We start from the raw sequence: 14,919 nt of genomic DNA, 5'->3' as shown, positions 1-14,919 counted from the left end.
CAGGTGGGGCGGCGATGCGAGCGAGGAGATATTACTTCTCGTTCTTGTTAATGATATTGCGTGCGATGCGCTGCTGGGTGGTGATTTCCAGATTGCCGCGGTCGCGGGAGAGGATATTGGTTGCCCAGTTAACCAGCACGGCCAAGCGGCTGCGCAGACCAATGACGTAGGTCAGGTGCAGGCCGAGCCATGCTACCCAACCAGCAAAGCCACCGAACTCGGTCTTGCCCAGCTTAACGACGGCGTTGAAGCGCTTGACGATGGCCATGGAGCCCTTGTCGAAGTAGTCGAAGGCTTCCTTCTCATTAGCGGTAGATTCCTCGTCCACCTTGGCCTGAATGAGCTTAGCGACGTGCGCGCCACCCTGGATTGCAACCTGTGCCAGACCCGGCAGGCGGTTGAGGGAGATCATGTCACCGACCATGTAGACGTTATTGTGCTCGCCTACGGTCAGGTCCTCGTTGACGGAAACGCGACCTGCGCGGTCTGCCTCGACACTAGCCTGCTCTGCAACCATCTTGCCCAGTGGGGAAGCGGCCACACCTGCGGACCAGATCTTGGTAGCACCCGTCAGGGTGGTCTCTTCCTCGGTCTTCATATCCTTGTAGGTGACAGTATCCGCGGTTACGTCGGTCACCATGGCGTTGAGGTGAACCTGTACGCCTTCCTTTTCCAAGGTGCGCTGCGCCTTGCGGCCCAGACGCTTGCCGAATGGCGGCAGTACCTGTGGGGCGCCATCGAGCAGGTAGATCTTGGCGGAGGTGGTGCCGTAGTTGGAGTAGACATCGTTGAGGGTGCGGTTTGCCAGTTCGGCAATCTGGCCGGTGAGCTCAACGCCGGTTGGGCCAGCACCAACGATGATGAAGGTGAGCAGGCGCTCGCGCTCTGCGGGGTCGTCAGTAAGCTCAGCCTTTTCAAACGCCGAGATGATGCGAGAACGCAGCTCCAAGGCATCGTCCAAGGTCTTCATGCCTGGCGCGAATTCAGCGAAGTGGTCGTTGCCAAAGTAGGACTGACCGGAACCTGCGGCGACCACCAGGGAGTCATAAGCATAGGTGCGGGAGAACTCGTCCTGCTCGGCGGTCACCGTCTGATCCGCCAGATTGATATCAGTTACCTCAGCGTTGACGAAGTGGACGTTGTCCTGATCGCGCAGCAGCTGGCGGGTGGAAGGGGCAACCTCACCGGCGGAAATCATGCCGGTTGCTACCTGGTACAGCATCGGCTGGAACAGGTGGTGGTTCTTCTTATCGATGAGGGTGATTTCCACATCGGCGTTCTTCAGCTTCTGAACGGTGTTGAGACCACCGAAGCCGGCGCCAACCACGACGACGTGGTGGCGGCCACCGTTGGGGCGATAAGGGGTATCAGTCATGGATTTAATGCTACCTTCCTTAAGAAAGCTAATGTTTAGTACCCATACAGTCTAAACACTTCAAACAGAACGCGCATACTTAATGACTAATAAACTTCCGCCGCTGCGTTGCAGACTCCGTGGGAAGAACCGGCGCGGCTGTGCGGAGCGCCTAAACCGGGGTGCGCACAAAGCTGACTAAGGTTGTTCCGGATAGTGACTTCCTCCACCCACCAAGGAGCGCACCTGGCATTATGTCTTTTACCCGCCCTGAGCATTTGAGCTCTATCGATGCAGAATCCTGGCCCAATGTGGCTACGGTTCCCGCACCTCGTTGGCCTGGAATGAAAGCCCGCCGGGCAGAGGCTGAATTTGCCAAGGCTTGCGATGATGCCGGTCTAGAACTTGACCTCGAAGCCGAAGGTGGACCAGATCTGAAGGTGGGGCATGATGCCTTGTTTGAGCGCATTGCCGCTAGCGGTTGGCTGGGATTTGCGGAAAGTTATATGGCAGGAGAGTGGACCGTCACCTCTTCCTCGCAGCTGGTAAAGGTGCTCGGCCGCCTATTGGGAGCAGGCTACCTCCCCAAGTCCAAAATGCTTGGTCCTGGTAAGTCGGAGCCAGGGGAGCTGCCGCTGGATTTGGTTCGGCTCTATGCTGGCGATGGAATAAGTCATGTAGGTGGGATTTTTTCCAGTGGCGTACCGACCACCATTAGGGAAACGGTGGAAAGCTATAGCCCCAAGGCAGGCCGCAAGGAGCCGAAGAGCCACTTCGTCGATGTCACGACGCTGAGTGAGCCCACAAGTGTGGACAGGGATGACCTTGGAGATGCGCAGCGCCGCGCAGCGGATTGGCTGCTTGACGTCACCCGTACCGGCGCCGGAACCCACCTGTTGGTATACCCGGCTGCCGGAATGCAGCCGGCGATGCGGGCGACTAAGCGGCGCGCTACGGTAGACGTTTTGACCAGTGATGTGGACCAAATGAGCCATATGCGCGAGGCCCTCGTACTAGAGGGGGCGGACGATTCCATCCATATCGAGCGCATTCCCGGCGTCGTCCCGAACCCCAAGCAGTGGCACGGTCACTATGACGCCATCGTCACCGTAGAAAAGGTAGAACAACTCAGCGCTAGTGAGCGCAAAGAGTACATTCGCGCAGTCGACCGGTTCTTGACGCCTAATGGGCGGGCAGGAATCCAATCCATCGTGGCGACCGAGTCGATGACGGAGGCCGGTAAGGCCTCGCTTCAGGCCTTGCGAGCCTATGTGTGGCCGGGGTTGGACTATCCACGCACCACGGAGATGCACCAGCTAGTAGATAAGAACTCCAATTTGCGCATCGTGTCCGAAACTCACGTGGGCACTCATTATTTGGAGTCCCTGCGTCAGCAGCGATCCTTTTTCGACGGGCACCTGCGAGAGGCAGCGGCCGCCGGGTTCGACCCAGTCTTCCGCCGCTTGTGGACTTTCCAATTTGCCCTCCGCGAGGCCCTTATGACGCTCGGGATGATTGACTCGGTGCAATTTGGGTTGGCCCACCGCAACCGCGGGGGACGGCGTTAGGCGGCCGGCCGTTAAGCAGGTGGCCTTTAGGCCGACGGCAGCTCGTCGAAGTTCTTCATCAGATCCGCGCTGGGCACAAAGAAATTGGTGCCTGTAACCGCGGTGGAGAAGTCCAAGATGCGGTCGTAGTTTCCCTCCGGCTTGCCAATGAACATATTGCGCAGGCGCTCCATTACGTTTTCTGGATCCTTGGCATAGCCAATGAAGTAGGTGCCCATCTCACCTGCGGCGAAAGAGCCGAAGACCATGTTCTCGCGGTAAATATCTTCCTCTAAGTCGTTGAGTGCGACGTGGGAATTTGATGGCTTAGTGTCATCGTCCAATTCGATATCGTCGGCCTTGGTGCGCCCGATGACCTTCTCTTGTTCTTCAGTGCTCAGCTCATTCCACTTGGCAAGGTCATGGATATATTTTTGAACGGTGACATAGGAGCCGCGGGGGTAGTCAGCGTCATCGCCAAGCAGCACAGTATCTAATGCCTCTTCGGCAAGGGGATTGGCGGTGCCATCCACAAAGCCCAGCAAGTCGCGCTGATCCAGGTACTTGAAACCTTGGGTCTCATCGATAACCGTTGCGGCTTCACCGAGCTGATCAAGAACCTGGCGGGCCATCTCGTGGCACAGGTCATAGTTATTTGCACGGAAGTGGAGAAGAATATCACCTGGCGTGGCTGGGGCCTTATGTGCGGCATCGATTGCCTCAAATTTCTTCAGGCGTTCAGGCATAGGTGCGCTGGTCAAACGCGGCCACATGGGAGCTCCGATGCCAACTACGGTATAAAGCTCACCTTCGTTATAGCGGAAGTTCACGGACTTGAAAAGCCCGGCGAACCCCGTGAGCATATCGCGGGTGGCTTGCTCGCCGCCGTCCTTGATTTCAAGGACAAGAAAGAGAGCTGCGCGGGAAGGCTTATCTACTACGTGCTGAATCGTCATGGTGCCGATTTTACGCACCCGGTCGATTCACAGAAGGTTAGTGGGGTGGAAATGCCCCTTGTTGGAGGTCGTCGCTGCAACGCTACGGTAAGCGGTGTACGGGATAGACCACCGGGAGGGAGCCGCACCCATCTTTAAAATGACATAATGTACATTATCGGACAACTGCTGATATCTAGAGCACCTTCATGTGTCGCCCTCAATCCTCAATTGCGCCCGGACGCTAACACATCTTCCCGGCCCATCTATTGGGCCCCGATTCAGCTTCGTTAAACCTCCGCGCGATATTACAGCGCTTTGCTTGGCGACGTCCCGCGGTCTCTGCCGCGCCACCCGTCGGCCGCCGGCCGCCAGCCTCAGGCACAGGTATCGATTCCGGCTGTAGCTGATTGGAGTTCGGATTTGCGGCTGCCAACCCCATCTGCCTTTGGGGACTTCTTCATTCCGGGGTCGTCCGTTGGCGGCGGTGTTTCGCTTAACGATCGAAAAACCTGGTATCGGGCGAAAATAGGCCCTACTGGCGGGACTAACTGCACCACTACATAAAGTCACACTGACGTTAATCGAGGAAGTGCACCCCAACGCCGTGAACGTCTAATTAGCGATTCCGGTAGGCGCTCCACAGCTGCCAGATAGTCAACAGCGCTAAAAGGACCGAGATGGCCACAATGACCCACATCTGTTGAACGGCTACGAAAATGGTAAAGCCGATGACGACGATGAGGCGCAGCCACATAAACGGAATAATCTGACGGGAATTCACAGGCTTAAGCCCTCGTTAGTTCTTCTCGAAGGAAATGCGGAGATTTACCTCGCCGTTTTCCTCGACCTTCGCGGCGAGCATCTCCGGGGTCTCCACGCCATAATCAAGGCGATTAACTGGCACGGTGCCGCCGATGACGATCTGATCGCGATCGCGCAGAACCTCGAAGTCTTGGGAAATCTCGTGCGTTTCATCCTTGATAGTCAGATCTCCGGTGAGCTTGACTGTGCCAATGGAGCCGTCATCCGGGACGTCGGCAAGCGAGGCCGGCTTAGTCAGCTCAAAGGATGCCTCAGGGAAAATCTGGGTCTCAAAGAGCTTGGACTTCATGTTCTGATCGCGGACCTTCTTATCCGTGGTCAGTTCATCCATATCAACGGTGACCGTGGCGGTTTTCAAGGTGGAATTAGAAATATCCGCCTGGCCGGTTACCTCCGTGGTCGAACCCGAAGTGGTGGTCTTTTCTGCAGGTAGAACCTCATTAAAGGTAAAACCAACCGAGGTATGGTTATTAGCGCGGCCCTTGGCTACCTCCCAGGTGCCATCGAGCTCCGTTGATGCGGCCTTTGCGCCGTCGGCGGAAACTGGTTCGGTCTTTACTCCGGCGCCCTTGAGGAGCGAATATACCATCGGGCCAATGGCCACGGCGGTGAGCAGCACAATCAGCACCACAAAGATGGTGATGACGAGCTTGCGGTTATAAAAAAGCTTTTTCATCTTCTATCGAAGTCCTTCTAGGCGTCGCGCCAGGGCAATAAGCTCTTCGCACAAACCGGCAAGCTCCTGCGCACTAGCGCCTTCCTCCGCGGCGGTATTGATATCTTCTGCGGAACAACGTAGTTCAAAAAGTCCGTCGCGCAAACTCTCTGCCTTTTCTGGAGTAAGGATAACGGCATTGGCGGGAATCCCCGTGCCACTGACGCTATTTCTTTGCTCATAAGCACGCTGCTTACAGGAGGCGCTGCAAAACTTCCGTGGCCGTCCCCTACCGCCTTGGTCAATGTCCTTCCCACACCATTGGCAGGAACCGACGTTGCGTTCACGACTAGCTGTACGGATCACCCGATACACTTTAGTCCATTTTGGGCGGGCTGGGAACAAAGACGCGTGGGTGTTCGTTATAATTAGTAGCTCTTAGGCGAAGTCTTGCTTCGCACTCAATCAGGGATCTCTTTGAAAAGGATGATGTTGCATGGCAGATCGCGTACTCCGTGGCAGCCGTATGGGCGCAGTCAGCTACGAAACCGACCGCGACCACGACCTCGCACCGCGCCAGATGGTGAAGTACCGCACCGAAGACGGCGAGATTTATGAGGTACCTTTCGCGGATGATGCTGAAATCCCTGAAGAATGGATGTGCAAGAACGGCAAGCTGGGCCACCTGGTAGAAGGTGAAGGCGTTGAGTCTAAGCCCGCTAAGCCGCCACGCACCCACTGGGATATGCTGCGTGAGCGCCGCTCCATCGAGGAGCTCGATGAGCTGCTTGAAGAGCGCATTAACCACCTGCGCTCCCGCCGCCGTTCCGCAGCCCGCCTCCTGAAGGAACAGCAGGAGCAGCAGCAAAAGAACTCTTAAAGTCCTACGGTAGCAAAAGGCCCGTACCCCCCTAGTCTGGCTAAGGGACGGTACGGGCCTTATGCGTTGCGGTGGCGCTTACTTCTTCAGTTGCGTAATCTGGTGCTTTGCCAGATGGCCGATCTCGCTGGCGAAGTCAGACACCCAGCCGGCGCCCTTACGAGCTTGAACGCCTAGGTCATGAATGGAACCGTCCTTGACTTCTCGGCTGACCAACTTGGACACGGCGTCACTGAAGTCCTGCAGCTGCTCAGCGCGATGAGCAACGCCCCACTTGGTGACCTCGAGCAAGGAATCCTTCACGAAGGAACCATCAAGCTTGGATTCGCCATATTCGCGCTCGGTAAAGGTAATGGGAACCTCGCGGACGTCAAAGCCGGCCTTGACAGCACGGAAGGCCAGATCAACCTGGAAGATGTAGCCTGCCTTGGACAGTTCATCAAAATCTATAGACTCGAGAAGTTCGCGGCGGAACGCACGGTAACCAGCGGTCATATCGGACAGCCCAGCGCCCAGCGCGACGGAAATGTAGATATTGCCCAAGCGGGACAGGTACTCGCGGGATGCTGGCCAGTTGACGGTCTCGCCACCCGGAATATAGCGGGAGCCGATAACTAGGTCCGCGCCCTTGTCCACCTCTTCTAACAGCAGGTGAAGCTGCTCCGGGGCGTGGGAGCCGTCTGCATCCATCTCGCACAGCACTTGGTAGTCGCGCTCCAATCCCCATTCAAAGCCGGCGATATAAGCGCCTAGTAGGCCGCCTTTGCCCTCGCGGTGAAGAACGTGGATGTGGTCATCTTGCGCTGCGAACTCATCGGCCTTGTCACCAGTTCCATCGGGAGAGTTGTCGTCCACGATAAGGATATGTACCTCCGGGATTGCCGCGCGGACGCGTCCGGTGATAAGAGGCAGATTTTCGATCTCGTTATAGGTCGGGATGATAACCAAGGTCGAGGATTCAAGCGTGCTCACAGTGTTTATGCTCCTACGTATGTATCTGTGCCGGGGCGGCGCGGGGTGCGTCGCAGGCGGTTTGTGCGCAAAGCTACCAGTGCGCAGACTGTTCCAATAATAACCATGAGCCATTGCAGGGGCGAACCAAACCTCACGGAAAAGGTCTCTCCGCTACGCAAGGGCAACTGCTCTACCAATGCGTCCGGCGTGAAAATCTCCGTGGACTGGCTAACGTGTCCATCTGGGTGAACAATGGCGGATACTCCAGAGGTCGCCGCCACCACCACGGCTCGATCCGTCTCCATGGCACGCAATCGGCTCATGGCCAATTGCTGGTAGGTCATATCGGAATAGCCAAAGGTGGCGTTATTTGTGGGAGTAGTTAGCAGTTTTGCGCCATTTTTCACCGACTCCCTAAAGGCGCTATCGAAGGAGACCTCGTAGCACGTTGCCACGCCAACCGGCACGCCCGCCATGGAGACCACACCTGGGCCGTCGCCGGGCTGAAAATCGCCGGCGAGGTCCACATAGTCAGAAAACTTGGCAAAGAAATCCCGCATGGGCATAGTTTCGCCGAAAGGTTGTAGGTACTTCTTATAGTGATGGTCTCCCACCGCATGACCAGGAGCGAAGACCTGCATTGTGTTGCGGGCTCCCACCTCATCCCGCGTAGCGGTGCCAACCAAAACAGGTGCGTCTACCGCATCGACGGCGCCGCTGATCGCCGAGGCTGCCTTGCCGTCACGGAATGGGTTGATATCAGAGGAGTTTTCGGGCCAGATGACTAGGTCAATGTCTTTTTCGCGGGCGGCCAGCTTCTTTGTTTCGGCCACGTGGTTGTTGAGGACCGCTTGGCGTTGCCCGGCGAAGTCTAGGCCCATGCGAGGTACGTTTCCTTGGATTGCGGCAACCTTTGCTTCCCCGACAGTGGAATCGTCTCGGTTGATTTCAAAGCCTGCCACCGTCGCGCTTGCGAGGGGAAGAATCGCTGCTAGGAGTGCGGTGCTCTTTGCCTTCCATCCGCGTTGAATCAGCAGCGCAGCGAGACCGCAGCCGCACAGAACAGTGGCTGCGGTAATGAGCGAGGTTCCACCCCACGGCGCCAGGTTGGCTAGCGGTCCGTCGATTTGACCCCAAGCCAATTTCACCCAAGAGAAACCGCCGAATGGTACCGAAGAACGCAGCACCTCCACCGCGAGGTAGAAGAACGGGAAGGCAATAAAACCGTATTTCCACCGCGCTACTGCTGCGCCGCCAAGGCCCAACACAATGGCGTATACCGAAAGCCATACGGCCAAAGCGATGTATGGCCCGCTGCCCACCAATTCGCCGATCCATGGCAGCGTCAGCAGATACAGCACGAGCGAATGTGTTACTGCAAGGAGCGCGCCCACACGAGCGGAAACGTGCCTAGTTCCCCACGGCAGCAAGCTCGCGTACAGCAAGCCCACGCCCACAACTGCAGCCCACCACCAACCACGGGGCTCTATGGCGGCATACGTGAGCAGACCAGAAAGGCCCGCCACAACGAGGCGGGCAAGAGTTAGCATCACTAGCTCTTTCCGCCCTTGGACTCGCCACCGGAGGGTCCGAAGTCATCTGGATCCAGGTTCTCGCTCCAGCGGCGGATCTCTTCCTCATCCAACACCTCATGCAGGCCAGCATCCTGCGTGCTGGGGTGCCCACTTTGTGTTGCTTGGCCACGACCAAAGGAGCCAAAGTCGCCATAAGAGTCGTGCTGCTGCGCCATTGGGGTGGCCTCGTAGATCTTAACGCCCATGTTTTCGATCTTGCGGTACAAGGAGGCCGCCATCACCGTGCGGAAGACGGCGCGGGTCGGCGAGAAGATAAAGAGGGCTCCGAGGATCGTCGTCAAGAAGCCCGGCATAGAAAGCAACATGCCGCCTACCAAGGTAAGGCCCACATTGCTGGCGGTCTTGCCCACATTGCCGCCGCGAACGACGTATGTACCGTCCCCTGTGCGTTCGACCTGCTTTCCCATCAAGCGGCGCACTTCAATGCCAGCGATGGACATTCCGAAGAACATGGTGACAAAGAGGGCGATAAGCGCCCAACCAACACCGATCCACTTAGAAACGGCCCAGAAGGTCAGGGTCTCTGCGACCATGTAGAGAGCAAAATACATAAACGGCATGGCCTCAGTCTAACGAGGCAGACTGATAAAGTGCTGGCAACACTCATGCGCGAAGGTGCAACCGCGGCAGGTTAGACTAGTGCGCATGTTTATTCCTGCGCTTTTTGACGACCCCCAGTACGGCACGTGCATCCGCATCCACGTCGCCGGCGGCAGCACCCACGCCCAGGATTGGGTCACTTTGGCGCAGTGCGCCAGTGCTGTTGCGGATGGGTATGTCTACATCGACCGGTTCTCCGCAATCGAGCTGCGCGGTATTAAGGATGCGGAGGCACTCAATCAGCAGCTCCAGGAGTTGCGATTGCGCGCCACGGCGATGCCGGTGCTGGCTTCGCCTTTGTCGGCGGAGGCCAAGCAAACGGCCCAGGATATCGCGGCTGAGCTGGGAGCGGCGGAAGGCGGTCCCGGACTGGCCGTTATCGCCCACGACGACGTACCGACCGGCGCGGCTGCAGTCAGCTTTAGCATCGACGGGGACGGTGCCCTGCGCCTTGAGCGTTCCCCGCTTGGCGACGCCCCCTCGGCCCCACTGACTCCACGCGCTGCCGCCCATCACTATGAGGAGGCGCTCCAAGGCACCGAATCCCTAGAGCATACTGCCTCCGTCCTGGTTGAACCAGGCCCTATTGGCTGGCTGGATGATCATTTGCCTGCGGGCGTAGTTGACCTTGGCGCGGGCGTTCACCGCGGCGCCATCCCTGCCGAGTTTGCGCAACTTATCGGCCAGTTAGAGGTAGACATAACCGTCACCCCGTGGGGCGGATTAGTCTTTCACAATATTGCCGAGGGTGACGCCGAAGTGGTACTGCGCGTACTCGCCCCACGCGGTTTTATCTTCGACATCAACTCTCCCCTACTACGCGCAGAGTAAAAGAACGCAGAGTTTAGCGCGGCATGTGCCGCCAGAGTGGGCGCGGTACAAGCCGCATGACCCACGCTAGGCCCTGCAGAGCCCGAGGAATCCATATGGTGCGCGAACGCGGTTTACCCCGCCGTGCATCTCGGGCAATGCAGCCGACAACTGCCTCAGCCACATCTGCCGGACGCACGGACAGTGGTGCCGGCTTCATTCCTTCGGTCATGCTGCCGATGACAAAGCCAGGGCGCGCGGTGATAAGGCCTACCTGGCTGCCGTGCAGCTTGTCCGCCAGTCCCTGACAAAAGGCATCAAGACCGGCCTTGGAAGATCCGTACACGTAGTTTGCCCGGCGGGCCCTCCAGCCTGCTATCGAGGAAAAGGCGACGATATGGCCGCGGTGCATACGCTGGGAAACGAGCGTAAGCAGTGAAATCTGCGCGGCATAATCGATTGTGGCGATGTCGACCACGTGGGAAGCATCGCGTTCTGCCCGCTGCTGATCGCCCAAGATGCCAAAGGCTACGACAGCAAGCTCAAGGGGGCCTGCCAGCTCTATGGCGCGCTCAACCACACCGGCATGGGACGGAAAATCCGCGGCGTCAAAATCAAGCAGATGCACGCTGTGCGCACCCGCCGCCCGGAGCCGACCTACTACGCCTTCCATACCGTGGGTGCCACGAGCGGCGAGCACAATATCTTGGCCAGGGGCTACTCTCCTAGCGATTTCTCCGCCAATATCGCTACGGCCGCCTAGAATCAGTAGGCCAGCCATTAACGGACGTCACGCGGAGCTAGGTTCAGGGACTCGTAGCCATCGTTGGTTAGCACCACGATGTCTTCCAAACGCATGCCCCACTTGCCTTCCAAGTAGATGCCCGGCTCAATGGAAAATGCCATGCCTTCCTCCAAGGCGAGATCGTTGCATTCCATAATGAAGGGCTCCTCGTGCGTGGACAGGCCGATGCCATGGCCGGTGCGGTGGACAAAGTAGTCGCCCCAGCCGGCTGCCGAGATCGCCTGGCGGACGATGGCATCGATGTCTGCGGCGGTGCTGCCGGGGTGGGCTGCAGCTCGGCCGGCGGCTTGGGCGTCGGCAAGCACGGCATAGGCATCCTGAAAATCCTGCGGAGCCTTGGAAATATCCCCGCCCACTACGTAGGTGCGGGTGCAATCGGAGTGGTAGCCGGAAGGCATAGTGCCGCCGATATCGACGACGACTGGCTCACCCTCAGCCAACACGCGATCCGAAAAGCTATGGTGCGGGTTGGCGCCATTCGGGCCCGATCCGACAATGACGAAATCGATAACGGAGTGCTCCCGCAAGATGAGCTTTTCGAGTTCATGGGCTACCTCGGTCTCAGTACGACCGGCCTGCAAAAGCTGCGGTACCTGCGCGTGGACTGCGTCGATGGCACGGCCAGCCTTGCGCAGCTCAGCAATCTCAGCCTCGTCTTTGCGGGTAAAGAGCTCGGCCAATGCATAAGTGGCCAGTTCATAGCCGGCGCGTGGAAGCAGATCTTGGAAACGCAGCACGTGGTCTGCAGTCAGCGACTGGCCCAGCGCTACCTTGCCTAGTCCGTCGCCTGCACCATGCAGAGCCAACTTGTATGGGTCCTCGCCGTCATTCCAGCCACGCAACTCTACATCCAGCTCACCTACTGGAGCAGCCTTGATATCGGTGATATCGGTATTAGGCGCGGCGATCCATGCAGTGCCCCGCTGCGGCACGACCAAGACCGTCAAGCGTTCGTGGGAAGAAACCCAGGAGCCGGTGAGGTAGGCAAAGTCTGGTCCCGTGCCAATGAGGAGCAGATCGATGCCCTTGTCTGCAGCTGCCTTTTGGGCGGCGTGCAGACGCTGGGCGTAGACATCAGCGGAAAAAGTCTGAGTATCAGTCATGCCCCAGAGTCTACTCGTCCGCGCCGCGGATTTTAGGCGCCAATGGCTACGACACCGCGCTGAATTGCGTCGATAGCCCGGCGAGCGTTGCGTTGAATTTCGCCGTCATATCCAGTCTTAGCCACTTGTTGGAGCAAGTCGATAACTTGCCGGCACCAACGGACAAAATCACCGGGGGTGAGCTCGGCCCCGGCTTCATTTGCCGCGGCCATGCAGTAGCCCAACGGCGCCCCGGCCGCCCATTGGTGTACCGCCAATGCGAATCCGGCCTCTGGTTCACGTGTGGGCGGCAGCCGGTGGCGCTGCTCATCAGCGGTAAGTTCGGTGTACACGCGCCACGTGGCATTCATAGCGTCAGCCATGCGCTCGGTGGCTGCTTCCGGTTGCCCACTGGTGGCCTTGCGGTTTTCGAAACAGCACAGGGAGGCAACGCCGGCAAGTTCTGCAGGATCGAGTTCATCCCAAATTCCGCGCTTGAGGCATTGGGCCACGAGCAGATCGGATTCGCTGTGAATTTTGGCAAGACGTTCACCTTCCTCCGTGATCACCGGTGTGCGAGCGGCACCCACGCCGGTGAACTCTACGTAATTCATCTCTGCCAGGAGGTCCACAATGCGCTCGAAGGTGCGGCCCAATGTATCCGTTGCTTTATTGACCTTGGATTGCAGCTTGTCCCGATCACGCTCGCGCCGTGCAAGCTTTTGTGCCAGGCCCGCCAGCTGTTCGCGGTCAGTAGCCGGCCAATCGTGAGCTGGATGAGCACGCAGTGCGTCGCGCAACTGACCTACCCGCTTATTTGGCCGGGCGCGGGTTTGGGACTTCATGCGCTTGGGCCGGTCGAAGTGTTCACGGTGCAAGACATCCTGCACATATCGGGTATTGCGGCGCGGGTTCTTGCGCACCGGCTTGGGGATCTTGATGCTACCGACTTGGATCGGTGGATTATTGATTCCGGCTGCATCGATACGTCCAGACCACCCGGACTCAGTGGTAATCCACGGGCGGGGATCCGCAGTTTGGTTAGCGGGAGTAACAACCGCGGCGAGAATAGGACGCTTCTTGCCGGGCATGGCAATAACATCGCCCAGCTGCAGACGCCCCAGTACCGCGATAACCTCTTGGTTTCGTTGATTGGCACTATCGATTTTTGATTGCTTTTCTTCAACCGTGAGCTCGCGGCGCAGGCGGACATAGTCCATGAGAACCTCGGCGGGATCTTCCCCGTCTTTAGCAGGTGGTGCAAGCGACGCTACGGCATCATCGAGCTGGTTGCGCAGTTCTCGCACGCGATGCTCGGCGCGCTCAATCTCGCGAGTTTCCTCCACGACGGAGCCATCAGCTTGGAACTGTGCGAAGGACTTTTCCAAAAGGCGGAGAGATTCCTCGAAACCAAGCATTCCTAGCAAATTGATCGCCATATTGTAGCCCGGTGCAAAAGTGGAAATGAGTGGATACGTACGGGTAGAAGCAAGGCCAGCTACTTGACCCGGATCCATGGCGGGGGCCCACTGCACGACTGCATTGCCCAACGTATCGATGCCACGGCGTCCTGCGCGGCCCGTCAGCTGCGTGTACTGGCCTGCGGTGAGATCGACGTGCGCCTCACCGTTGAACTTGATGAGCTTTTCCAGCACCACGGTGCGCGCCGGCATGTTGATGCCGAGTGCGAGCGTTTCAGTAGCAAACACGGCGCGGACGAGCCCGCGTACGAATAGGTCTTCCACGATGTGCCGGAAGGCGGGCAGCATACCTGCATGGTGTGCGGCAAAGCCGCGGGACAGGGCTTCGCGCCAGCGCTTAAAGTCTAGGACCTGCAGATCTTCTTCAGGGATACCTTCTACACCCGCATCGATGATGTCCTTAATTTCCTGTGCTTCCTCCTGGGAGGTAAGCACCATGCGGCTGCGCAGGCACTGATAAAGAGCGCCGTCGCAGCCGGCGCGCGAGAAAATGAAGGTGATCGCCGGAAGCATGTCCTGCGATTGCAATACCTTCAATACCTCTGGGCGGCCCAAGGGGCGATAGCGATCCTGCTTCCGAGCGGCGCCGGAGCGCCCCCTTCCCTTACCGTGGAATTCGCTGCGTCCGCCACCCTTGTGACGGGCACGCGCGCGAAAGCCCTTGCCGGACTTATAGTCCGCGCGACCATCGTCGGTATCACCGGCCTCGAGGCGCTGGATCCTACGCTCGAGCTCGGCGTTGACCTGTCCGCCGGATTCTGGCTCGAAGAGCGGATAAATCTTGCGCCCCAGCATCATCCACTGGTCGAGAGCAACTGGGCGGTGCTCGGAAACGATGACGGTGGTATCGCCGCGCACGGTAGACAGCCAGTCGCCGAATTCTTCCGAATTGGACACGGTGGCAGATAGGCCAATGATGGAGACATGATCCGCGAGGTTGAGAATGACCTCTTCCCACACAGCACCGCGGGAAGCATCGGCCAAAAAGTGGATCTCATCCATGACCACGTGGGTCAAGCGATCGAGGGCCGCGGATTCTGCGTAAATCATATTGCGCAGCACCTCGGTGGTCATGACGACGATCTCTGCATCAGAGTTGATCGATACGTCACCGGTGAGCAGGCCTACGACCTCTTCACCATGCTCTTCCACCAAGTCGTGGTACTTCTGGTTGCTCAAGGCTTTAATTGGCGTCGTATAAAAGCACTTGGTTCCCCGGCTCAGCGCCAAAGAGACAGCAAATTCGCCCACGATGGTTTTGCCGGCGCCGGTCGGCGCGCAAACCAGTACGCCATGACCGTCCTCCACGGCCTGGCAGCCCTTTACCTGGAACTCATCCAACGGGTATGGCAGGGCTGCGGTAAAAGAATCCAGATGAGTTTCAGTCATGACTCCC

General features: G+C 58.2%; 14 protein-coding genes. 3 read left to right on the top strand and 11 right to left on the bottom strand.

The annotated features are described in order from the left end of the window. Positions 1–31: 31 nt before the first annotated feature. Entirely contained in the window at positions 32–1,375 is a 1,344-nt protein-coding gene (locus tag QP934_RS06630; protein WP_337887537.1) for an NAD(P)/FAD-dependent oxidoreductase, read from the bottom strand. A gap of 233 nt (positions 1,376–1,608) precedes the next feature. On the opposite strand from QP934_RS06630, the gene QP934_RS06625 reads away from it, so the two are divergent. After that, positions 1,609–2,922, top strand: coding sequence for a class I SAM-dependent methyltransferase (locus QP934_RS06625; RefSeq protein ID WP_337887536.1), 1,314 nt, complete (start codon positions 1,609–1,611; stop codon positions 2,920–2,922). A 26-nt stretch (positions 2,923–2,948) separates the two neighbouring features. Here QP934_RS06625 and QP934_RS06620 read toward each other — a convergent pair whose 3' ends face one another. The 4 genes from QP934_RS06620 to QP934_RS06605 form a co-directional block, all read right to left on the bottom strand. Further along, positions 2,949–3,857, bottom strand: a complete 909-nt coding sequence (locus QP934_RS06620; protein WP_419127131.1) for a Dyp-type peroxidase — start codon at positions 3,855–3,857, stop codon at positions 2,949–2,951. 598 nt (positions 3,858–4,455) lie between these two features. Further along, complete coding sequence (locus QP934_RS06615; RefSeq protein WP_204611469.1) at positions 4,456–4,620, bottom strand: hypothetical protein; 165 nt, start codon at positions 4,618–4,620, stop codon at positions 4,456–4,458. A 15-nt stretch (positions 4,621–4,635) separates the two neighbouring features. Then, entirely contained in the window at positions 4,636–5,337 is a 702-nt protein-coding gene (locus QP934_RS06610; RefSeq protein ID WP_337888605.1) for a YceI family protein, read from the bottom strand. A 3-nt stretch (positions 5,338–5,340) separates the two neighbouring features. Further along, a complete protein-coding gene (locus QP934_RS06605; protein ID WP_337888606.1) occupies positions 5,341–5,481 on the bottom strand; it encodes a hypothetical protein in 141 nt (46 codons plus the stop codon). Between the two features lie 331 nt (positions 5,482–5,812). Between QP934_RS06605 and QP934_RS06600 the strand changes: the two genes are divergently transcribed. Next, positions 5,813–6,196 carry an RNA polymerase-binding protein RbpA gene (locus tag QP934_RS06600; protein ID WP_023021567.1) on the top strand — a complete coding sequence of 128 codons (384 nt, stop codon included), beginning with the start codon at positions 5,813–5,815 and terminating at the stop codon, positions 6,194–6,196. A gap of 78 nt (positions 6,197–6,274) precedes the next feature. Here QP934_RS06600 and QP934_RS06595 read toward each other — a convergent pair whose 3' ends face one another. From QP934_RS06595 to QP934_RS06585, 3 genes are read right to left on the bottom strand one after another with little or no spacing between them, the layout of a single operon-like run. Further along, entirely contained in the window at positions 6,275–7,168 is an 894-nt protein-coding gene (locus QP934_RS06595) for a polyprenol monophosphomannose synthase (RefSeq protein ID WP_337888607.1), read from the bottom strand. Between the two features lie 5 nt (positions 7,169–7,173). Next, entirely contained in the window at positions 7,174–8,700 is a 1,527-nt protein-coding gene (gene lnt / locus QP934_RS06590; RefSeq protein ID WP_419127154.1) for an apolipoprotein N-acyltransferase, read from the bottom strand. 2 nt (positions 8,701–8,702) lie between these two features. Next, on the bottom strand, positions 8,703–9,305 hold the full coding sequence (locus QP934_RS06585; RefSeq protein ID WP_419127130.1) for an FxsA family protein: 603 nt from the start codon (positions 9,303–9,305) through the stop codon (positions 8,703–8,705). An 85-nt stretch (positions 9,306–9,390) separates the two neighbouring features. Here QP934_RS06585 and QP934_RS06580 point away from each other — a divergent pair, with 85 nt between their 5' ends. Next, positions 9,391–10,176 (top strand): precorrin-3B synthase, encoded by a 786-nt coding sequence (locus QP934_RS06580; RefSeq protein ID WP_419127129.1) that lies wholly within the window; start codon positions 9,391–9,393, stop codon positions 10,174–10,176. Positions 10,177–10,189: 13 nt separating this feature from the next. Here the strand turns inward: QP934_RS06580 and QP934_RS06575 are convergent, their stop codons facing one another. Genes QP934_RS06575 through QP934_RS06565 form a run of 3 tightly spaced genes read right to left on the bottom strand, consistent with a single transcriptional unit; the run spans position 10,190 to position 14,912 of the window. After that, positions 10,190–10,936 carry an SDR family oxidoreductase gene (locus QP934_RS06575; protein WP_419127128.1) on the bottom strand — a complete coding sequence of 249 codons (747 nt, stop codon included), beginning with the start codon at positions 10,934–10,936 and terminating at the stop codon, positions 10,190–10,192. Continuing rightward, positions 10,936–12,063 carry a M24 family metallopeptidase gene (locus tag QP934_RS06570; protein WP_419127127.1) on the bottom strand — a complete coding sequence of 376 codons (1,128 nt, stop codon included), beginning with the start codon at positions 12,061–12,063 and terminating at the stop codon, positions 10,936–10,938. The genes QP934_RS06575 and QP934_RS06570 overlap by 1 nt, the downstream gene beginning before the upstream one ends. A gap of 32 nt (positions 12,064–12,095) precedes the next feature. After that, positions 12,096–14,912: a DEAD/DEAH box helicase gene (locus QP934_RS06565; RefSeq protein ID WP_419127126.1), complete on the bottom strand. Its 2,817-nt coding sequence runs from the start codon at positions 14,910–14,912 to the stop codon at positions 12,096–12,098. Between the last annotated feature and the right edge of the window lie 7 nt (positions 14,913–14,919).

Source organism: Corynebacterium sp. MSK122 (assembly GCF_030229435.2).
Classification (GTDB): domain Bacteria; phylum Actinomycetota; class Actinomycetes; order Mycobacteriales; family Mycobacteriaceae; genus Corynebacterium; species Corynebacterium marquesiae.
The sequence above is the reverse complement of the archived record's forward strand: the minus strand, read 5'-3'. Positions and strand labels throughout refer to the sequence as shown.

Excerpts from the sequence above, each read along its gene's own strand:
- QP934_RS06565 (WP_419127126.1), bottom strand. The coding sequence starts at position 14,912 with ATGACTGAAACTCATCTGGATTCTTTTACCGCAGCCCTGCCATACCCG.
- QP934_RS06570 (WP_419127127.1), bottom strand. The coding sequence starts at position 12,063 with ATGACTGATACTCAGACTTTTTCCGCTGATGTCTACGCCCAGCGTCTG.
- QP934_RS06585 (WP_419127130.1), bottom strand. The coding sequence starts at position 9,305 with ATGCCGTTTATGTATTTTGCTCTCTACATGGTCGCAGAGACCCTGACC.
- QP934_RS06580 (WP_419127129.1), top strand. The coding sequence starts at position 9,391 with ATGTTTATTCCTGCGCTTTTTGACGACCCCCAGTACGGCACGTGCATC.
- QP934_RS06630 (WP_337887537.1), bottom strand. The coding sequence starts at position 1,375 with ATGACTGATACCCCTTATCGCCCCAACGGTGGCCGCCACCACGTCGTC.
- QP934_RS06575 (WP_419127128.1), bottom strand. The coding sequence starts at position 10,936 with ATGGCTGGCCTACTGATTCTAGGCGGCCGTAGCGATATTGGCGGAGAA.
- QP934_RS06620 (WP_419127131.1), bottom strand. The coding sequence starts at position 3,857 with ATGACGATTCAGCACGTAGTAGATAAGCCTTCCCGCGCAGCTCTCTTT.
- QP934_RS06600 (WP_023021567.1), top strand. The coding sequence starts at position 5,813 with ATGGCAGATCGCGTACTCCGTGGCAGCCGTATGGGCGCAGTCAGCTAC.
- QP934_RS06625 (WP_337887536.1), top strand. The coding sequence starts at position 1,609 with ATGTCTTTTACCCGCCCTGAGCATTTGAGCTCTATCGATGCAGAATCC.
- lnt (WP_419127154.1), bottom strand. The coding sequence starts at position 8,700 with ATGCTAACTCTTGCCCGCCTCGTTGTGGCGGGCCTTTCTGGTCTGCTC.
- QP934_RS06610 (WP_337888605.1), bottom strand. The coding sequence starts at position 5,337 with ATGAAAAAGCTTTTTTATAACCGCAAGCTCGTCATCACCATCTTTGTG.